This is a genomic window from Pseudoalteromonas sp. MB47 (assembly GCF_011319765.1).
GTDB classification, from domain to species: Bacteria; Pseudomonadota; Gammaproteobacteria; order Enterobacterales; family Alteromonadaceae; genus Pseudoalteromonas; species Pseudoalteromonas simplex.
Genome location: NZ_VFBD01000026.1, coordinates 431,049 through 449,998, shown reverse-complemented (window position 1 = coordinate 449,998; position 18,950 = coordinate 431,049). Strand labels below are relative to the sequence as shown.

Genomic DNA, 18,950 nt, shown 5'->3' with positions numbered 1-18,950 from the left:
TTATTTACGCCAAATCCCTTGTTCTGTTTGACCTTGAACCTGCACTTTTTCAGAATCAAAACTCGGTTCTTGGCCTGCTTCACGTTGACTATGGTAGTCTTTTGTCACAGATATGATGGTTGGCGTTAAGCGTATGATAGCGATAACGTTCACCACTGTCATTAAACCTAAAGCAATGTCTGCAAGATCCCACACTTGTTTAATGGTGGCAGATGCGCCCCAAATCATCATTGATAAATATAAACAGGTGTAAATTCCACGGCCGAGTTTATTATCTAGTTTAAATAAATGTAGGTTACTTTCTGCGTAGGCATAGTTTGCAACCACAGAAGTAAACGCAAATAAGCAAATTGCAGCCGCTACAAAGTAAATGCCACCAGCGGCAATATGCGCTGTCATCGCAGATTGAGTTAAGCGTATTCCTTCCATTTCGCCGCTAATATCAATATCAGCTAATAAAATAATCACCGCCGTACAACTACACAGCACAATAGTGTCAAAAAACACCCCTAGCATTTGAATGTAGCCTTGAGTGACTGGGTGATTTGGTACGGGTGAGGCACAGCCTGATGCATGAGGAACACTACCCGCTCCGGCTTCATTTGAATACAGCCCTCGCTGAATACCGTTTTTAATTGCTGCGCCCATAGCCCCTGCGCCTGCCTCTTGTAAGCCAAAGGCTGAAAGTAAAATATCTTCAATCATCGCAGGCACTTTGCCGATATTTAGTAAAGTAATTATGATAGCGGCCAGTACAAATAAAATGCCCATAACTGGCACAATGCGTTCAGCAAAGCGGGCAATTGCTTTAAAGCCACCTAAAATAATAGAACCTGCCAGTATTGTGATCACAATACCTGAATACAGTGTTGGAATTTCAAATGCGTAATTGAGAGCATCGGTAATGGTATTCGTTTGCATGGCACTAAACGTAAAGCCATAACCAAGAAACAAGCAAAAAGCAAAACACACTGCAAGCGCTCTACTGCCTAAGCCTTGTTGAATATAATAAGCAGGCCCGCCCCTAAACTCGCCATTGGCATCCCTGACTTTATAAACTTGCCCAAGTACGCTCTCAGCAAAGCCTGTGGCCATGCCCAAAATGGCAATCACCCACATCCAAAATATTGCACCACTGCCCCCTAACGAAATAGCAACGGCAACCCCTGCAAGGTTACCGGTACCTACACGGGCTGAAAGACCAGTACATAAAGCTTGAAACGAACTAATTGAGTTTTTATCTGTGCTGCTACTCGACTTTAACAGGCTAAACATATGGCGAAACTTAACCAATTGAATCGCTTTTAGTCTTACCGAAAACCAGATCCCAGCAAACAGAAGAATATAGATAAGAATTTGGCCTTCTCCCCAAAGAAAACCATTGATTGTCGATACAGCACTGTTAAACATGGCAAGCCTTTATTGTTCTTATAGATAAAAAATCACAAAAAGTGAATAGCTAACCACTTTAACTCTATTTTCAAATATCTCAAGTAGGCAATGGGATTAATTACCCGAGCCTGCTCCCAACTAATTTAGCAGTTGTTGCTGTAAAAAGGCACGACCTGCCGCTAAGCCTAATTTGTGATCATAGCGGAGATCTGAATCTGTACTACCCAGCAGTTTACTGCGTAATTTATCACCTGCAAAAATTTGTGTGATACGGGCATCACTTGGCGGATTGGCAATGAAATCTAATTCATCTTGATAAGCTTGTTCGTGTTGAACCAAGTAATCAATGGTTTTAGGGCAATAACCCGATACGCAAACGAGTGATTTTAACTTATTTACCCATTCAGATTGCACTTGAAAGTTTTCATCAACAGTACGAATAACCACAATATCACGAGCACCACGATTATAGGCCTCTTTCACAGGTAAAGGTGCAGCTAAGCCCCCATCTAAATACATATCATGGACTAAATCAGTATTAGAGCTTTGAATAATGGCATCATTTGCGGCCTTGGTTGTTAGCCAAGGCGTTAAGTTAACGCCATCTTTATATAAAAACGGTAATGCGCTTGATGCTTTTAACAAGGCCAACCATTGTGTATCTTCACCATTTGGGCTCAAGTAATAGGGTTTACGATCAGCCGCGTTAGTGGTTGTGATCAACAATTCACGATTACCTAAATTTTGCGTTGCTGTTTTAAAATCTAAGGCACGGTTTACTTCTTTGGTTTTATCAAAATACCAATCAAGGTCAACAATGCTTTTACCAAACAGCCCGCGGCCAAGTTGGAAAAAACGTTTATGACGAGAAAGGCCTCTGATCAAACGTTTTGCATAGCCTTTTTGACGCGCTAAATAACTTGTTAAGTTTTGTGAGCCTGCTGATGTACCAATGAATAAATCGAATGGATCGTAATTATTTTCTAACCACGCATCGAGTACACCTGCGGTAAAAATCCCTCGTTGCCCACCACCCTCAGCGATTAATGCTGTTTTTGTTTGTGGTTCTACTGCGGCAATTTTTTGAGATTTCACGGTGCACCTTCCTAGGGTAATGGTTAATAAATGTATTGTATAAAGTTAAATTCAATCCTTAAAACGGATTATATAAATTGAATTAATCTATAAAACCGTTTGATAAATGAGTGTCAGGGCTTAAGCAATGCGCATAAAAATTCATTACACGCATTCACTATTTGCTAAACCGTATTAGCGCATGATGCTTGCTAATATTTCCAGCGCATGTTGTCTGTCACTCAATTCATACAGGTCATTTGTAAAAATAAACTCATCAACCTGTAGCGTTTGTTTAATCATACTCAGCTTATGCTTAACGCTCGCTTGACCGCCCACAACAGAAAGTCCTAAAAAGTTTTCTACTTGCATTTTTTCTTGCGCTGTCCACAACCCTTCCATTGTTGCAACAGGTTCTTTAAGCCAAAGTGGCTTGCCGCGCATAAGTGCTAAGATACGTTGTTTCGCTGTGGTTGCTAAAAACTGTGCTTGTTCGTCGGTGTCAGCGGCAACAACGGGTAAACCAAGCATGACGTATGGCTTATCTAATACCTCAGATGGTTGAAATTCTCTGCGATACAATGCAATGGCATCTTCAACAAAGCGTGGCGCAAAATGCCCAGCAAATGCATATGGCAAACCTTTTTTTGCCGCAAGTCCAGCACTATAAAGACTTGAGCCCAGTAACCAGATTGGCACATTAGTGTCTTCACCTGGGATTGCGCGTACTGGAGAATCACCTTTATATGGGCCAAGTAAAGCTTGCAGCTCCGTTACTTCATCATTGAAGTGCTCAGCGCGTTGTTCATCACGGCGCAAAGCACGGCTGGTAATTGGGTCACTACCTGGGGCTCGGCCTAGCCCTAAATCAATGCGACCGGGGTATAAACTCTCTAGGGTGCCAAATTGCTCAGCAACCACCAGCGGTGGGTGGTTAGGTAACATCACTCCACCCGCACCTACGCGGATATTCTGAGTTTTACCTGCGATATGACCTATCAGTACTGAAGTTGCGGCACACACGATACCGCGCATATTATGATGCTCTGCCATCCAAAACCGATTAAAACCCAGTTTGTCGGCTGTTTGTGCATAGGTAACGCTATTTGCTAGTGTTTGCGAAACGGTTTCGTGCTCTTTCATTGGGCTCAATTCAAGCAATGAAAAAGGTGTGTTGCTAAGATCTGACATTCGCTCTCCAAAGTTTAACTCTTTATAATTAGTTAATGAGAGCGAATGGCTTTTTTTCAAATGCTAATTAGGCACGGCTTTGTTGCTGTTTTTCCACCTTTAGGCCATCAGCATCGATACCACGCTTCCAATAGGCCGATGCAACAATGTGTTCACGATCAATTTCAAAACTGCTTGTAATTAAACGGCGAATTGCCTTCACCAAATTTGCTTCTAGCGCCATAAACACCATAGGTTGCGCGTTATAACCTGCGCATAAGCGAGTTACTTGGTCGAGTAGATCAGTTTCTGGCTCATCTGTAACTAGCCATTCAACACTATGTTGGCTGTGTGCTTCAATTTGCTCAAGCTCAATGATGTCGGCTTTATCAGCAACATGAATAATGACATCGACAGTGGCATCTTGTGGCAGGGCTTGTAAGTAGCCATTGATTGCATTGACAGAGGTTAAATCTGCCAGCATTAAATAATGTGTTTGCGTAAAATCAGTGAGTTTTTTAGGGCCCGGGCCTGCTATACCGACCTCGTCGCCTACACACGCATTTTGTGCCCAGTTGGTTGCCACACCTTGATGTTGGTTAACCACAAAATCGAGGGTAATTGCACCGTTAACAGGGTTGATATCACGAATAGTGTAAGAGCGCATTAATGCAGGATGCTCAGCGTGTAAATCAAGTTCAACCTTAGATTCACCGGCATGCGGGAGCAATACCTTTACGTACGCACCTTTTGCATCTTGCGGGAAGTCAGCAAACTCGTCTGAGCCAACAACAATTCTTTGTAGATGCGGGGAAATACGTGTAGTACTTAATACGTTTGCACGACGAACTTTTCTAGCCATCTTGGTCTCCTAGCTGGTTAAATTGCACAACGCCCCAATAGTTGATATAGTCAACTATACGCTTTTAATTGACTTTGTCAACTAAATCCACCAACTGAACTTAGGTGAACCATGCCACAAACCTCGCTTTCTTCTGCTTTATTTACACTGGCACAAAGTTACCGTGTCACTGTACGCGAAGCCATTAACGCCAACGAGCTTGGCCTTAATGCGCTGCATGTACGCTGTTTACATATCATTGCCGAAACACAGCACTGTACCGCCAATGATATTGTTACCAAAACAGGGCGTGATAAAGCACAAATAGCACGCTTAGTAAAAGAGCTTATAAAGCTTGAACTGGTTTCTAAATGTGCCGACGAAAATGACAAACGCTGTTTAATTTTATCGTTTACTGATCAAGGTAACGCCCTGTTCTCGCGCTTAGAAGTTGCAGAGCAAGAGGTTGATGCCAAACTTTGCCACGGTTTAACTGATCAGCAAGTACGTGATTTCATCGCTATTGCCACAACTATGATCGAAAATATCAATCACAACACGCCGTGATCTTATTGGCAAGATAACCACAAACCACTATACTGTATAAATGTACAGTATAGTGGTTTTATTATGCGTGTTATTCCTATTTATATCGAAGCTGGCGTATGTGGTTTTGAATCACCGGCAGCACAATACAAAGAGCTAGGCTTATCATTAGATCAGCTATTGATTAAACACCCTGATGCAACATTTATTGGTATTGCCTCTGGCGAATCAATGCAAGGTGTGGGGATTTTTGATGGTGACTTATTACTGGTTGATCGCGCCGAAGATGTTAAAAATGGCGATGTCATTGTCGCGAATCTAAATGGTTTATTTGTTTGTAAGCTATTAGATAAACACAATGCTCAGTTATTATCAGCCTCGCCTAAATACCCCGCGGTGCAACTACGCCAATCGGATGAGTTTCAGTTAGAAGGCGTGGTTACTCGCTCAATTCGCTTACATCGCAGTAGTAAAGAGCTGTTAGCATGTACGCCTTAGTCGATGCTGTGGCCTTTTATGCCAGCGCCGAAAAAGTATTTGATCCGGCTATTCGTAGTAAACCGGTTGTGGTGCTCACCAACAACGATGGCTGTATTTGTGCCGTGTGCCCTATTGCACGAAAGCTGGCTATTCCAAAATTTCAGCCTTATTTTCAAGTAAAGAAAATACTCGAAGATAACCAAGTGGTGATCCGCTCATCTAACTATGAGCTGTATGCGGATTTAAGCGAGCGAATGATGAACGTGATTGGCCGCTTTTGCGATAATCAGCACATATATTCTATTGATGAATCATTTTTAAACTTTACTGGTTTCAATAAGCTTATTCACGATTGGCATCGTTATGGCCATGATATTCGCCGTACCGTATGGCGCGAAACAAAGCTACCTGTTGGGGTTGGATTTGGCCCAACAGCCACCCTTGCCAAAGCCGCCAATCATGCAGCTAAAAAACTCCCCGGCTTTGATGGCGTTGCAGTGATTGACTCAGAAGCTTCACGGATAACCATTTTAAAAGCCATGGACGTACAAGATGTTTGGGGCGTTGGTCGACGCTTAGCTAAAAAACTCAAAGCAATGAATATCAATACGGCTTTTGATTTAGCCGAGCAAGATCCACGAAAAATGAAACGCCTGTTTAGTATTGTATTAGAGCGCACAGTGAACGAGTTACGCGGAAAAAGCTGCTTAGCCTGGGATGAAGTACGCCAAGACAAAAAAGAGGTTTTTTCGACCCGTAGTTTTGGAGAGCGTATCACTGACGCCACCGCGCTAAAAACGGCACTGATCAATCATTGTGTCATTGTGGCAAGAAAACTACGTGCGCAAGGCTCACACACTCAACGCTTATTAATGTTTGTGGCCAGCTCTCCTCATCAAGATGGCTATTATAAAAAGTCCTATATTTATGAGTTTAGTGTAGCCACCGCCGATAGTTGTGTGTTTGCCAATGCTATCAGCGAGGTATTTGATCATCTTTATAAACCAGGGGTGCGATTTTATAAATGTGGTGTAGGTGCCCTAGAGTTATCGAGCCACATGTTTCAGCAACCTGATTTGTTTCAAGCACCTATCGATAACCCTAAACTGATGCAGTGTCTTGATAGCATTAACACCCGTTATGGCGTGGGTACCCTTGCCATAGCCAGCGAAACTCCTACGACCCGTTGGCATATGAAACGCGCTTACTTATCGCCTCATTACACAACCCGCTGGCATAACCTACCGAAAATACATTGTTAAAAGTCTGCCTGCTTAGCATTTAATAAACTACATAAATCCTTAGGGGCCAATGCAATCTCAAGACCTCGCTTACCAGCTGAAACATACATCACGTCAAAGCTATCTGCAGATTGATGCACATAGGTATTAAGGCGCTTTTTCTGACCTAGCGGACTCACCCCCCCTAAAATATAACCAGTCGTGTTTTCGACTTTTTGTTGTGGAGCCATCTGCACTTTTTTAACCTTTGCCGCCTTTGCTAGCATTTTCAAGTTAACTTGCTGGCTCACTGGCACAATAGCAACCAAAAGCTGATGCTCAGTATCTTCAAGTACTAAAGTTTTAAATACTTGCTCAGCAGGGAGCTTTAGCTTCTCAACCGCTTCAAGACCAAACTGTTGCTTTGAAGGATCATGTTGATAGCTGAGCACATCAAAATTAATACCTTTCTTTTGTAATAAATTAATAGCCGGTGTCATTACTTCTTCCAAATACTGAATGCTGAACGATAAAAAACATAACGTGAACGGTAGTCTAAAAGCAATTAATCAAAGCCTACAATCGTACTAATTTAAGTAAAATGAACTACACTTAAGTGATAGACACTACGCAAGGTAATGAACATGTCTAGAGCTAATGGCCTATATCTGGTTAAGCAGTTACTTATCATAATCACCCTGTTGTATACGATTAATTTTATCTGCAACGAATACTTAGCGTGGAACTCCTTTATTGATTGCCAAAATAAATGTCAAACACTTGGTCTAAATAAAGGGAAGATTCAAAAAACGGTATTCTCTGATGATGTAACATTGTGCAGATGTCTTGATGATTCTGCCTATTATGTTGTATTAGATTAAATCTGAAAATGCCGATTAGGAATAGGGTCAATTTAACGTATTATAAATTAGGTATTAATTTAACAAAGGAAGATAGATGTTTTTAGACTACTTTGCACTGGTCATGCTAGTGTTTGTAACGGTAGTAATATTTTATGGTGTTATTGCCATTCACGATATTCCCTACGAAATTGCCAAAAAACGTAATCACCCTCACCAAGATGCCATCCATTATGCAGGCTGGGTTAGCCTGTTTACCCTACATGTGCTGTGGCCATTTTTATGGGTTTGGGCGACATTATGGCGTGATGACCGTGGCTGGGGGTTTAACCAAATTCAAAAGGAACAAGAAGACTTAGCAGAAAAAGTAGCTAGCCTGACAGCCACGGTTGCAGCACTACAAGCACAAATAAATGCTCAATCGAATAATAAAGAGAAATAGACTATGGATTTGTTATTAATACTCACTTATACCGCATTGTGCATTGGTATCTTTAAAGTGTTTAAAATCCCACTTAATAAATGGACAGTACCCACCGCGGTACTCGGTGGTGTGGTATTGATAGGCGCTTTAATCCTATTAATGAACTACAATCATCCACATTCAAATATGGCCAGCAGTGCCTATGTCACAACACCCATTGTGCCAAATGTACGTGGTACCGTTGAAGAGGTTGCAGTAAAGCCAAATCAGCCGGTTAAAAAAGGTGACTTATTGTTTCGCATAGACGATACCTTATATCGAGCCAAACTAAATCAAGCGATTGCCGCTTTGCAGGATGCAAAACAGTCAGTGCTCGGTTTAGAAGCGAGCTATAAATCAGCACAAGCCAGTGCCCTAATGGCTAAAGCTGAATATGATCGTAGCAAGAAAGAGTACGAACGTTATGAAAAAGGCGCAAAAAGCGGTGCTTACTCAAAAGGCCAAGTTGATAATAAATTAGGTGTATACTTAGCAGCAAAGGCAAGTTACGAAGCAGCACAGGCCGAAGAGTTACGTCAAAAACTAGCATTTGAGTCTGAAATAAACGGCGAACAAACTAAAATTGCCGCAGCTCGCGCTAATTTAGAGCAAGCTCAATTTAACTTAGACAGCACAAACGTTTATGCACCTACCGATGGCTATGTAACACAACTAACATTACGCCCTGGGATGATTGCAGTCCCTATGCCATTACGCCCAGTAATGACCTTTGTGCACAAAGAAGATACCGTTTACGTCGCTGCATTTAGACAAAATTCACTATTAAGACTCGAACCAGGCTACAAAGCAGACTTTATCTTTAAAGCTATTCCTGGCAAAACCTTTGCAGGCGAAGTAATCGATGTATTACCTGCGATTGGCGAAGGGCAAGTGCAAGCACAAGGCACACTGATGGGCACTGAGTTTTTTGCTCGTCAAGGGCGCGCAATTGTCACCTTAAAAATCACAGACGACATGAGTGAATATCACCTGCCACAAGGAACAAGCACAGAAGTTGCAGTTTATTCAGAGCACTTCGAACACGTATCAGTGATGCGTAAAGTATTGATCAGAATGAAAAGTTGGCAAAACTACCTATTCTTAGATCATTAAGGAATAAAAAAGGCGCTTATCAGCGCCTTTTTATTCTCGAACTCAAGTTACTTAACTAGAAGTTACTTAGTTAGGTCATCGAAGAATTTCTTCACACCATCAAAGAAACCTTTTTCTTTTGGACGGTTTTTAGAGCCATCTTTACCCATGCTTTGCTCAAGCTCTTCAAGCAATTCACGTTGACGGTCATTTAGATTCACTGGCGTTTCAATAACCACTTTACAGATCAAGTCACCTTGAGCGCCACTACGTACAGACTTAACACCTTTACCACGCATACGGAACATCTTGCCCGTTTGGCTTTCTGATGGGATCTTCAGTTTTGCACGACCATCCAGTGTCGGCACTTCAATTTCGCCACCCAGTGCTGCTGTCGTAAAGCTAATTGGAACTTCACAATACAGATTATTACCATCACGTTGGAAAATCGGGTGTTCACGAACAGAAACCTGAACGTATAAATCACCTGCTGGTGCACCATGCATGCCCGCTTCACCTTCGCCTGATAGACGAATACGGTCACCTGTATCAACACCCGCTGGGATCTTCACTGATAAGGTCTTAGTTTTTTCTACGCGACCTTGACCATGACAGCTATCACATGGATCAGAAATAATTTGACCTGTGCCCTGACACGTAGGGCATGTTTGCTGAACCGCGAAGAAACCTTGGCGCATTTGTACTTGGCCTGCACCATGACAGGTAGTACATGTTTTTGGTTTAGAACCCGCTTTTGCACCGCTACCATCACATGGCTTACAGCTAACCCAGGTTGGTACTTTAATTTCGACATCTTTACCACGAACGGCCTCTTCAAGGCTTAAATCCATGTTGTAACGTAAGTCCGAACCACGTTGTTGACGCGATTGACGACGACCACCGCCACCACCAAAGATATCTCCAAACACATCACCGAAAATATCACCAAAATCACCATGACCGCCGCCGAAGCCACCGCCATGACCGCCACCACCTTGTTCAAAGGCTGCGTGACCATATTGATCATACATCTGACGTTTTTGGTCATCAGTTAGTACTTCGTAGGCTTCTTTTACTTCCTTGAATTTAGACTCAAGTTCTTTATCGCCTGCGGTACGGTCTGGATGATATTTCATCGCTAAGCGCTTATACGCTTTTTTTATGTCTCGTTCGCTGGCATCTTTGCTCACGCCGAGAACTTCATAATAATCGCTTTTTGACATATCTATCACACTACTCTTTTTACTGCAGTTACACTGCGTAAGGTAAGTCAAACGACTTTACCGTTTATATACATGCAAAAGGCGCGTCAAGCGAAATCGCTGGCGCGCCTCAATCATTTCATCCTAACTTAATTGGCTAAACAAAGCAGCCATTAATGCGTTAGGCAGAAGCGAAACAAACAATTACTTGTCGTCTTTCACTTCTTCGAACTCTGCATCAACAACATCGTCGTCTTGTTTTGCAGAAGATTGTTGTGCACCTGCATCCGCACCACTTTGTTGTTGCTGTGCTTTAGCTTGTGCAATTTCCATTAGCTTTTGTGACTTCTCAGCAAGAGCTTGAGTTTTCGCTTCAATCTCTTCTTTGTTATCACCTTTAATCGCCGCTTCTAGCTCAGTAAGCGCAGCTTCGATTGCTTCTTTATCTTCTGCAGGTAATGCATCACCCGCTTCTTCGATTTGCTTGCGTGTACCGTGAACCATTGCATCAGCTTGGTTACGAGTTGCTACTAGCTCTTCGAATTTCTTATCTTCTTCAGCGTGCGCTTCAGCATCACGAACCATTTTTTCTACTTCATCGTCGCTTAGACCTGAAGAAGCTTGGATTGTGATCTTCTGCTCTTTACCTGTATCTTTATCTTTAGCAGATACATGTAAGATACCGTCCGCATCTACGTCGAATGTTACTTCGATTTGTGGCGTACCACGTTGTGCTGGGCGAATACCTTCTAGGTTAAATTGACCTAGTGATTTGTTATCGCTTGCACGCTTACGCTCACCTTGTAATACGTGAATCGTTACCGCTGATTGGTTGTCTTCAGCTGTTGAGAAAACTTGTGATTTCTTAGTAGGAATCGTCGTATTTTTCTCGATTAGCGCAGTCATTACTTGACCCATAGTCTCGATACCTAGTGATAACGGAGATACGTCAAGTAGAAGTACGTCTTTAACGTCACCAGCTAATACACCACCTTGAATCGCTGCACCTACTGCAACTGCTTCATCAGGGTTAACATCTTTACGTGGCTCTTTACCAAAGAACTCTGCAACTGTTTTTTGAACTAGAGGCATACGTGTTTGACCACCAACAAGGATGATGTCATTTACGTCGCTTACTGATAAATCAGCATCAGCTAGTGCACGCTTAAGTGGCTCAATTGACTTAGTTACTAAGTCTTCAACAAGTGACTCAAGTTTTGCACGAGTAACTTTCACGTTCATGTGCTTAGGACCTGTTGCGTCAGCAGTCACGTACGGTAAGTTAACTTCTGTTTGTTGTGCAGAAGAAAGTTCAATTTTCGCTTTTTCAGCAGCTTCTTTAACACGTTGCATTGCAAGCGGGTCGTTTTTAAGGTCTATACCTTGATCTTTCTTAAACTCTTCAACTAAGTAGTTGATAACACGGTTATCGAAATCTTCACCACCTAAGTGAGTGTCACCGTTAGTTGCTAACACTTCAAACGTGTGCTCGCCTTCAACTTCGTCGATTTCGATGATAGAGATATCGAAAGTACCACCACCTAAGTCGTATACTGCAACAACGTTTTCACCTTTATTTTTGTCCATGCCGTATGCAAGTGCAGCGGCAGTTGGCTCATTGATGATACGTTTAACTTCAAGACCAGCAATACGACCAGCATCTTTAGTCGCTTGACGTTGTGAGTCATTGAAGTATGCAGGTACTGTAATTACTGCTTCAGTAACCGCTTCACCTAGGAAGTCTTCTGCTGTTTTCTTCATTTTTTTCAGCACTTCTGCTGAAATTTGTGGTGCAGCACGTTTCTCGCCACGCGCTTCAACCCATGCATCACCGTTATCAGCTTTTACAATTTTAAAAGGCATGATACCGATATCACGTTGTACTTCTTCGTCTTCAAAACGACGACCAATTAAACGCTTGATTGCAAATAATGTGTTAGTTGGGTTAGTTACTGCTTGGCGTTTTGCAGGTTGACCAACTAATGTTTCACCGTCTTGCGTGTATGCAATGATCGATGGTGTTGTGCGATCGCCTTCCGCGTTTTCGATAACGCGTGCTTTATCACCGTCTAGTACTGCTACACAAGAGTTAGTAGTACCTAAATCGATTCCAATAATTCTACCCATGAATCTTCTCCAACTTCAAAATTCGTTAATACGTTCGATGACTAGTAAATAGGGATGCAGGAAACTGAATTCAACTATAAAAATGAAAAATTTTACTTTTTTTTGAAATTTTTTTTGAAATGCATGTTTTTTCCTCAAAAAGCACTGTATTTGTACGCCTATTGCGGAATAAACAAACTGGTCTGATGACTTTGGCTGTGCTATAACCTAAACCATAACAATAAACGTTAAGGAAAATTATGCATTTTGATCAATTACTCGCCATGGCAGCTGAACTTGGTAAAGACAAAACAAAAGTAATGCAGTTTCCAGAAAACTGGTGCCAAGGCCGCACAGCGTTTGGTGGATTATCTGCAGCTTTATTATATCAAGCTATACGGCAGCATATCGATAGCTCTCGCCGTTTATTATCTTTAAGTACTAACTTTGTTGGCCCGTTAATCGCTGACAATGATTTTTCAATCGACGTTGAAGTCTTACGTGAAGGAAAAAACAGTGCGCAGGTACTGGCAAAAGTGATTCAAAATGGCGATGTTTGTGTTATTACACAAGCCTGTTTTGGGGCTGAGCGTCAATCAAGTGTACAAGTAGATGTCACTAAAACCATGCAGCTAAAACCCGTTGATGAACGTTTTACCCTACCTTATAAAGAAGGCGTGATGCCGGCATTTTTCCAGCACGTTGCACTGTGTTTGCAAGACGGCAATATGCCTTTCTCTGGAGCAGACACCTCACATTTAGGTGGTTGGATGAAATTCAAACATGTACCAGAGCAAATGAGTGAAGCGCATATCATAGCCCTAACAGATGCATGGCCACCGACTCTATTACAAATGTACAAGCAACCTGCACCAGCAAGTAGTATGTCATGGTACATAGAATTTGTAGAAGAACCTGCAATTGCCCATGATGCTTGGATTGGCTACGAGGCTGTTACCCATCATAGTAAAGATGGCTATGGTCTTGAAGATGGCTGTATTTGGAGTGAAGACGGTAAGCTAATTGCATTGAGCCGCCAAACTGTTGCGTTATTCGCGTAACTCTGGCTCTGAAAGCTGCGCGTACTCAGTACCATCAAGGCGAATAATTGCTTGGTATTCGCCTGATTCTATGATCTCACCAAGACCCAAATTAAACGTGTTTTTTAACGTTTTACTGTAAAAAAACGCAGGTCTTGGTGCTTCTTTAAAGATTGCATGCACAATAAAAGGTTTTACCTCAGCGCTTTGTTTATATTTTTCTAAATAATATAAAAACACCCGGCGCTCTAGAATAATAACATCAACCCAGCCCTTCATAAGGTGATCAACTTGCGCTTTTTGGTTAACCACTTCTTCGTAAGAGCGTAAAATATTGGTAACCGATTTAAAAGGTGCTTCAATAAAATTAGTTGCGTTCTGAAAGGCAAGTACACTTTTACCTGCTAAATCATAGATAGTGCTAATTTTTAAATCTCTATTAGCAAGGCTGACCGCGACATTTTGATAGCGCAGTAGTTCATCACTTTTATAAACATGTGGAGTGAGAACTGGAGGAAAGTTTAATGCAATATCAACCTCTCCCTGCATAAGCTGTTGCTCTGCACGTTTATTAGACATGTAATGGATATGAATATTAGAGATGCCTTGTGACTTAAAAGCTGCTTTTAAAATTTCAAGTTGGATACCGCTATTGGTATCTTCGATAACATAAGGAGGTAAAGAGGCGCTTGCAGCAACAACAATAGGTTGTTGTATATTTGGCTCAGATAAACACTCACCTTTAACACTAATAAACAACATTAAAAGGGTAAATAATTGCTTCACTAATCACCATAATGAATTAAATGTATTAAAAAGCGTAATCGCTTTGTACAAATATTAGCTTATATTAAACAATGCTGCATTTGTATTTATGCAGTATTTGGTGCAAACTTAACTAAGTTCTTGTTTATGAGACCCTAAGTTTGCAAACAGCCTGCCCTAGTTGTGATCTGGTCGTTGAGATCCCACATTTAAATGCAAAACAAGTAGCGCTTTGCCCACATTGCAATACTAAGTTATCAACATCACAAGCCTGCCAAGACAGTACAGTGGTCGCATTGAGCTTAAGCGCAATAGTCATGCTTTTAAGCAGTATGTTTTATCCTTTTTTATCTTTCACGAGTAGCGGTATTACACAAACCATTACGCTTCCTGATGCTGCGCGTATTTTATTCAATTACGATAACGATTTTTTGGGTCTATTTATTGACATAAGCATCATAGGCTTACCTATGTTGTTATTACTATTGATTATTCCGCTACATTTAGGTGTATTAAAAGTACTACCTTATTTGTGGGGCAAAAGATTGTTAAAAACCACCTTTGCTTTAGAGCCTTGGATCATGTCCGAGATTTTCTTAATCGGGGTGATGGTCAGCATGGTGAAAATAATGTCAATGGCAGACATTGAATTTGGTGTAAGCTTTTGGTCCTATGTGGCATTTGTGGTTCTATATGTAGCAACCATGGCGAAATTAAATAAACACTATCTTTGGAAGCAATTAAGAGAGCCCGCATATATAGATCAAACAATTGCAAACACACGAGCTATCGATCAAGGACTGCGTGCTTGTCATGTTTGTGGCCAATTATGTAATACTGAAATTTGCTCGCGATGTGACACTAAAACCTTTACCCGCAATCCTTATAGTGTACAAAAAGCGTTTGCTTGGTTGATCACATCTGTCGCTTGCTACATCCCAGCCAACATCTACCCAATTATGTATACCACCAGCCTAGGTGATGAAATGCCTTCTACGATTATTGGTGGTGTGATGATTTTGTGGAATAGTGGTTCTTATCCAATAGCCATGATCATATTTTTGGCCAGTGTGGTTGTTCCCCTTGCCAAAGCGCTAATCTTAAGTTTTTTATGCTATATGGTGATGAAGCCTGCAAATAGACAAACAAAAGGCTATACACGTATCTACCAATTAACTGAATTTATAGGTAAATGGTCAATGATTGATGTATTTGTTGTCGCGATTCTAGTAGCCTTAGTACAACTAGGAAATTTAATGTCTGTGACACCAGGCATCGGCACAATATTTTTTACCACTATGGTAATTTGCCAAATGTTGGCAGCCCATGCATTTGATCCACGCTTACTGTGGGACAGCCCTACTAATTTAAAGAAAGTAAAACAAGAGACTCTGGCATGAGCAAAAACGCTAAAATAAAATCAGCGCCAAATATTTCGGCTATATGGATAATTCCGTTAATTGCCCTACTAATAGGCGCATGGATGTTATACCAGTATCAGGCAAATAAAGGCACCACTATCTTTATAAAAATGCCTCATGCAGAAGGTATCGTTGCTGGCAAAACTGAAATAAAAGTACGTAGTGTAAAAATCGGCCAAATTAATCATGTACGTCTGTCAGATCAGCAAAATAGTGTAATTGCAAGAGCTCAAATCGATAAACACTATGATGACCTATTAACTGACGATGCAAAAATTTGGGTCGTTAAACCACGAATTGATGATACAGGTATTACTGGAATGAGCACTCTGCTCTCAGGCGTATACTTAGAATTTGCACCGGGTGAAAGCAAGAAGCTAGCGGATAAGTTTGAACTTCAGGATGAACCCGCATTAATTGGCAATGATGTTAAAGGTGGTCGTTTCACACTGCTTAGCTATAACGCTGAAGTACTTGATGTAAGTACGGGTATTTATTTCAAAGATTACAAAATTGGCCAAATAGAAACTGCAACCTTTGACTGGAAAAATCAGGCCATGAAATATGGCATTTTCATTAATGAGCCTTATCAAAATTTAATTACCTTAAATTCTATATTTTGGGTGAACTCAGGTATCGAAATAGACCTATCAGCTGATGGAATTAATGTAAATACAGGTTCATTAAGTAAGTTACTTAAAGGTGGAATTTCTGTAGGTATACCTGAGCAGCAATCTCCTGGTGAAGTCGCCACTAATGGACACAGTTTTTCATTAAGTAATAGTTATAAAGCCGCGTTAGAAGAGCGCTTTTATGACTTTGATTATTACTTAATCGATTTTGAGCAATCAATTCGCGGGTTAAGAGCTGGGGCACCTGTTGAATACCGTGGTATGCGTATTGGTAGTGTGGTTGAAGCACCAGCAAGTGTCATGATCGACGGCAAGCCTGCACACTTTAGAACTGACAATACCGCAGTACCTGCCCTTATTAAAATTGAATATGGTCGTCTTTACCACGACAGTACAGCTGCACGCGAGTTTTGGCATTCAAGCTTAGATAGCTGGATTAAAAATGGCCTTAGAGCCTCTTTAAAGCCAGGTAACTTACTTACCGGCGCTGTATACGTTGACTTAGACATTTATGATAACGCGGAACCTGCCGAATTAAAGACTATAGCAGATTATACCGTATTCCCAAGTGTATCGAGTGGTATTACGGTCATAGCTGACCAAGTATCCGATGTGTTAAATAAAGTGAACAACCTTAAGATAGAAGACAGCTTGGCACAAATGCAAACTACGTTTTCTGAGTACCAAGAACTTGCTCATGACATGCGAGAATTGATCAATAAACAAGATACCCAAGATTTACCCGGTGATATAAATCGCAACTTTGCAGAAATGACTAAAAGCATGCAACAGTTCGATAAAACCATGAAACAATTTGAAAAAACCATGGCAAGTTACGAACAAGGTTCGGCTTTCCATCAGCAGTTACAAACTACCTTGTCCGAATTTAAACGTTTAAGTGAAGAGCTACAACCACTTACACGTGGCTTGAACCAGCAACCTAATATGTTGATATTTGATAAAGAACTACCCGCAGATCCAACGCCGAGGAAACAATAATGAACTATAAACGCTGTGTTTCAATCGCAGCAGTGCTGTTACTTTCGGCCTGCAGTCAGACGTCATTCTCAACTATTGAGTATTATCAATTCTCGCAGCCAATCGTGAATATGCAGCGGTTAGCTGAAAATACGCAAGCTCAGCTAAGGATCAACACAGTACAATTACGTGGTGCGCTTAATAATCGCGGTATTGCTATGGTACTCGACAACAACCGAGTCAATGCTGCTAACTACCATTTATGGAGTGAATCACCGGATTTAATGTTAACCGCCAGTGCCCATCAACAGCTTTACACTGACCTTGATAATTGGATGGTAATAAAAGGTTTACCGGTGATCACCGATTTAGATCAACAAAGCTATTATGAATTAGAATATGAGCTACATCACTTTAATGGCGATGAGCAAGGCAATGCCAACATTGCAGGGCTTTGGCGTTTGTACTATACAAACCCTGAGTCGGGCCGAAAGTTAAAAGCGGTTAATTACTTCAATGAGCTTACACCATTACAAGCAAGTGATTACGAAGGGCTTGTCGCGACACTTGAGTCAACATGGTTAAAGGTAAACAAACAAGTTGCAAACGAAGTATCAAAGCTTACTCTTTAAAAAGAGTTTTAGAGGCTGATTGTCATCGTTAATGATGACATCGCCTATGAACTCAAAGCCAAGTTTCTGTAACACCTTTTGTGAGCCAATATTTGTTGGTGAGGTTATTGCTGCAAGTACACCAAGCTCTAATACGTGTTTTTTTACCATCAATAACCTAGCAGCAGATGTAATAATACCCTTACCTTCATAGTTAGCTAACAAGGCAAATCCTAAATCGGGAATAGCTAACGCATCGCGCTGAAAGAGCCCCACCATTCCAACCGGTGTATCATCAGCTAAACAAACAATATAACTGCCAAAGCCAAATTGCTGGTGGCTATTTATAAACGTTTGTTGAATATAATGCTCAGCTTGTGCGGGCGTATTAATGTTTTTATTACCTATGTGCTCTAAAAATGTTGCTTGGTTTAAAAGCTCAACGATAAACGCGGCATCATCAGGCTGCCCGGCACGTAAATATATATCTAACATTTATTAAAACACCTTACTCACGACAACATTGGTAAAATTAAGGCAGTCAAGAACCCGCTCTTTTTGTACTTTAGATAACTCGTCAATATCGAAATAGCCATACTCTGTGTGCTCATCGCTCAACATTATCTCAGCGTCCTCAGCCATATGAGCACGAAAAATAAACGCATGAGAGTTAAATGCTGTGTGATAATAAACGCCACTTAAATAAGCGATATCTACATCACAATTAAGTTCTTCTTGGCATTCGCGAAGTAACGCTCGATGAATGGTTTCACCTTTATCTAAAGCGCCGCCAGGTAGCCCCCAACTTTTTTGACCGTAATCAGCTTTTAGTAATAACACCTGACCTTGGTTGTTGGTGATAACCGCATGGCTACTGAGTCTGTAAGTATCTGAAAATGCCATAATCCCTTTGCTCAATTAATAAAAAGTGACGTTATAGATGAGTGTAAAATAATTATCATCGCAATTAAAATTGTTATTGACTAAATTAATATTCAGGATTATTTTTCTTGCGATGTTTTGGGCAAAACAAAAGCAGTATACCCTCTATACTGTC

19 protein-coding genes are annotated in these 18,950 nt (G+C 41.1%); 9 read left to right on the top strand and 10 right to left on the bottom strand.

Annotation, left to right across the window (positions count from 1 at the left end; all coding sequences use genetic code 11):
* The 4 genes from IMPJCBKJ_RS15925 to IMPJCBKJ_RS15910 all read right to left on the bottom strand — a co-directional run bounded on the left by IMPJCBKJ_RS15925 (position 1) and on the right by IMPJCBKJ_RS15910 (position 4,498).
* Positions 1-1,410, bottom strand: a complete 1,410-nt coding sequence (locus IMPJCBKJ_RS15925) for an alanine/glycine:cation symporter family protein (RefSeq protein WP_166341004.1) — start codon at positions 1,408-1,410, stop codon at positions 1-3.
* Positions 1,411-1,530: 120 nt separating this feature from the next.
* Positions 1,531-2,487, bottom strand: a complete 957-nt coding sequence (locus IMPJCBKJ_RS15920) for a patatin family protein (protein WP_166341002.1) — start codon at positions 2,485-2,487, stop codon at positions 1,531-1,533.
* A gap of 174 nt (positions 2,488-2,661) precedes the next feature.
* Positions 2,662-3,657, bottom strand: a complete 996-nt coding sequence (locus IMPJCBKJ_RS15915) for an LLM class flavin-dependent oxidoreductase (RefSeq protein WP_138599782.1) — start codon at positions 3,655-3,657, stop codon at positions 2,662-2,664.
* Positions 3,658-3,724: 67 nt separating this feature from the next.
* Entirely contained in the window at positions 3,725-4,498 is a 774-nt protein-coding gene (locus IMPJCBKJ_RS15910; protein ID WP_166341000.1) for a siderophore-interacting protein, read from the bottom strand.
* 111 nt (positions 4,499-4,609) lie between these two features.
* Here IMPJCBKJ_RS15910 and IMPJCBKJ_RS15905 point away from each other — a divergent pair, with 111 nt between their 5' ends.
* The 3 genes from IMPJCBKJ_RS15905 (at position 4,610) to IMPJCBKJ_RS15895 (ending at position 6,765) form a co-directional block, all read left to right on the top strand.
* On the top strand, positions 4,610-5,044 hold the full coding sequence (locus tag IMPJCBKJ_RS15905) for a MarR family transcriptional regulator (RefSeq protein WP_054552220.1): 435 nt from the start codon (positions 4,610-4,612) through the stop codon (positions 5,042-5,044).
* A gap of 63 nt (positions 5,045-5,107) precedes the next feature.
* On the top strand, positions 5,108-5,521 hold the full coding sequence (umuD, locus tag IMPJCBKJ_RS15900) for a translesion error-prone DNA polymerase V autoproteolytic subunit (RefSeq protein ID WP_054552219.1): 414 nt from the start codon (positions 5,108-5,110) through the stop codon (positions 5,519-5,521).
* A complete protein-coding gene (locus tag IMPJCBKJ_RS15895) occupies positions 5,509-6,765 on the top strand; it encodes a Y-family DNA polymerase (RefSeq protein ID WP_166340998.1) in 1,257 nt (418 codons plus the stop codon). The genes umuD and IMPJCBKJ_RS15895 overlap by 13 nt, the downstream gene beginning before the upstream one ends.
* Here IMPJCBKJ_RS15895 and ybaK read toward each other — a convergent pair.
* The gene (gene ybaK, locus IMPJCBKJ_RS15890; protein ID WP_138617473.1) at positions 6,762-7,223 is read right to left on the bottom strand and encodes a Cys-tRNA(Pro) deacylase; all 462 of its coding nucleotides are present in this window, start codon (positions 7,221-7,223) and stop codon (positions 6,762-6,764) included. The genes IMPJCBKJ_RS15895 and ybaK overlap by 4 nt on opposite strands.
* 457 nt (positions 7,224-7,680) lie before the next feature.
* Between ybaK and IMPJCBKJ_RS15885 the strand changes: the two genes are divergently transcribed.
* Together IMPJCBKJ_RS15885 and IMPJCBKJ_RS15880 are read left to right on the top strand one after the other, a co-directional pair.
* A complete protein-coding gene (locus tag IMPJCBKJ_RS15885; RefSeq protein WP_054552213.1) occupies positions 7,681-8,025 on the top strand; it encodes a DUF3302 domain-containing protein in 345 nt (114 codons plus the stop codon).
* 3 nt (positions 8,026-8,028) lie between these two features.
* Complete coding sequence (locus IMPJCBKJ_RS15880; RefSeq protein WP_166340996.1) at positions 8,029-9,159, top strand: HlyD family secretion protein; 1,131 nt, start codon at positions 8,029-8,031, stop codon at positions 9,157-9,159.
* Between the two features lie 62 nt (positions 9,160-9,221).
* On the opposite strand, the gene dnaJ is transcribed toward IMPJCBKJ_RS15880, so the two are convergent.
* Both dnaJ and dnaK read right to left on the bottom strand, forming a co-directional pair.
* On the bottom strand, positions 9,222-10,361 hold the full coding sequence (gene dnaJ / locus IMPJCBKJ_RS15875; RefSeq protein ID WP_138599789.1) for a molecular chaperone DnaJ: 1,140 nt from the start codon (positions 10,359-10,361) through the stop codon (positions 9,222-9,224).
* Positions 10,362-10,544: 183 nt separating this feature from the next.
* On the bottom strand, positions 10,545-12,467 hold the full coding sequence (dnaK, locus tag IMPJCBKJ_RS15870) for a molecular chaperone DnaK (RefSeq protein ID WP_166340994.1): 1,923 nt from the start codon (positions 12,465-12,467) through the stop codon (positions 10,545-10,547).
* A 239-nt stretch (positions 12,468-12,706) separates the two neighbouring features.
* On the opposite strand from dnaK, the gene IMPJCBKJ_RS15865 reads away from it, so the two are divergent.
* Entirely contained in the window at positions 12,707-13,507 is an 801-nt protein-coding gene (locus IMPJCBKJ_RS15865; protein ID WP_166340992.1) for a thioesterase family protein, read from the top strand.
* On the opposite strand, the gene IMPJCBKJ_RS15860 is transcribed toward IMPJCBKJ_RS15865, so the two are convergent.
* On the bottom strand, positions 13,496-14,272 hold the full coding sequence (locus IMPJCBKJ_RS15860) for a transporter substrate-binding domain-containing protein (protein ID WP_249364082.1): 777 nt from the start codon (positions 14,270-14,272) through the stop codon (positions 13,496-13,498). The two genes, IMPJCBKJ_RS15865 and IMPJCBKJ_RS15860, sit on opposite strands and share 12 nt — an antisense overlap.
* A gap of 140 nt (positions 14,273-14,412) precedes the next feature.
* On the opposite strand from IMPJCBKJ_RS15860, the gene IMPJCBKJ_RS15855 reads away from it, so the two are divergent.
* Genes IMPJCBKJ_RS15855 through IMPJCBKJ_RS15845 form a run of 3 tightly spaced genes read left to right on the top strand, consistent with a single transcriptional unit; the run spans position 14,413 to position 17,914 of the window.
* Positions 14,413-15,651 carry a PqiA/YebS family transporter subunit gene (locus tag IMPJCBKJ_RS15855; protein WP_138617278.1) on the top strand — a complete coding sequence of 413 codons (1,239 nt, stop codon included), beginning with the start codon at positions 14,413-14,415 and terminating at the stop codon, positions 15,649-15,651.
* Entirely contained in the window at positions 15,648-17,303 is a 1,656-nt protein-coding gene (gene pqiB / locus IMPJCBKJ_RS15850; RefSeq protein ID WP_166340990.1) for an intermembrane transport protein PqiB, read from the top strand. Before IMPJCBKJ_RS15855 ends, pqiB begins: the two co-directional genes overlap by 4 nt.
* Positions 17,303-17,914 carry a PqiC family protein gene (locus IMPJCBKJ_RS15845; RefSeq protein ID WP_138599794.1) on the top strand — a complete coding sequence of 204 codons (612 nt, stop codon included), beginning with the start codon at positions 17,303-17,305 and terminating at the stop codon, positions 17,912-17,914. The genes pqiB and IMPJCBKJ_RS15845 overlap by 1 nt, the downstream gene beginning before the upstream one ends.
* On the opposite strand, the gene IMPJCBKJ_RS15840 is transcribed toward IMPJCBKJ_RS15845, so the two are convergent.
* Together IMPJCBKJ_RS15840 and IMPJCBKJ_RS15835 are read right to left on the bottom strand one after the other, a co-directional pair.
* The gene (locus IMPJCBKJ_RS15840; RefSeq protein ID WP_166340988.1) at positions 17,897-18,388 is read right to left on the bottom strand and encodes a GNAT family N-acetyltransferase; all 492 of its coding nucleotides are present in this window, start codon (positions 18,386-18,388) and stop codon (positions 17,897-17,899) included. The genes IMPJCBKJ_RS15845 and IMPJCBKJ_RS15840 overlap by 18 nt on opposite strands.
* A gap of 3 nt (positions 18,389-18,391) precedes the next feature.
* Complete coding sequence (locus tag IMPJCBKJ_RS15835; protein WP_166340986.1) at positions 18,392-18,796, bottom strand: NUDIX domain-containing protein; 405 nt, start codon at positions 18,794-18,796, stop codon at positions 18,392-18,394.
* Positions 18,797-18,950 lie beyond the last annotated feature (154 nt).

Bases quoted from the DNA above. Each gene is read 5' to 3' on its own strand.
- IMPJCBKJ_RS15885 (WP_054552213.1), top strand. From the start codon at position 7,681: ATGTTTTTAGACTACTTTGCACTGGTCATGCTAGTGTTTGTAACGGTA.
- IMPJCBKJ_RS15835 (WP_166340986.1), bottom strand. From the start codon at position 18,796: ATGGCATTTTCAGATACTTACAGACTCAGTAGCCATGCGGTTATCACC.
- IMPJCBKJ_RS15845 (WP_138599794.1), top strand. From the start codon at position 17,303: ATGAACTATAAACGCTGTGTTTCAATCGCAGCAGTGCTGTTACTTTCG.
- IMPJCBKJ_RS15910 (WP_166341000.1), bottom strand. From the start codon at position 4,498: ATGGCTAGAAAAGTTCGTCGTGCAAACGTATTAAGTACTACACGTATT.
- IMPJCBKJ_RS15880 (WP_166340996.1), top strand. From the start codon at position 8,029: ATGGATTTGTTATTAATACTCACTTATACCGCATTGTGCATTGGTATC.
- IMPJCBKJ_RS15925 (WP_166341004.1), bottom strand. From the start codon at position 1,410: ATGTTTAACAGTGCTGTATCGACAATCAATGGTTTTCTTTGGGGAGAA.
- umuD (WP_054552219.1), top strand. From the start codon at position 5,108: ATGCGTGTTATTCCTATTTATATCGAAGCTGGCGTATGTGGTTTTGAA.
- pqiB (WP_166340990.1), top strand. From the start codon at position 15,648: ATGAGCAAAAACGCTAAAATAAAATCAGCGCCAAATATTTCGGCTATA.
- dnaK (WP_166340994.1), bottom strand. From the start codon at position 12,467: ATGGGTAGAATTATTGGAATCGATTTAGGTACTACTAACTCTTGTGTA.
- IMPJCBKJ_RS15905 (WP_054552220.1), top strand. From the start codon at position 4,610: ATGCCACAAACCTCGCTTTCTTCTGCTTTATTTACACTGGCACAAAGT.
- IMPJCBKJ_RS15895 (WP_166340998.1), top strand. From the start codon at position 5,509: ATGTACGCCTTAGTCGATGCTGTGGCCTTTTATGCCAGCGCCGAAAAA.
- dnaJ (WP_138599789.1), bottom strand. From the start codon at position 10,361: ATGTCAAAAAGCGATTATTATGAAGTTCTCGGCGTGAGCAAAGATGCC.
- IMPJCBKJ_RS15840 (WP_166340988.1), bottom strand. From the start codon at position 18,388: ATGTTAGATATATATTTACGTGCCGGGCAGCCTGATGATGCCGCGTTT.
- IMPJCBKJ_RS15915 (WP_138599782.1), bottom strand. From the start codon at position 3,657: ATGTCAGATCTTAGCAACACACCTTTTTCATTGCTTGAATTGAGCCCA.
- ybaK (WP_138617473.1), bottom strand. From the start codon at position 7,223: ATGACACCGGCTATTAATTTATTACAAAAGAAAGGTATTAATTTTGAT.
- IMPJCBKJ_RS15865 (WP_166340992.1), top strand. From the start codon at position 12,707: ATGCATTTTGATCAATTACTCGCCATGGCAGCTGAACTTGGTAAAGAC.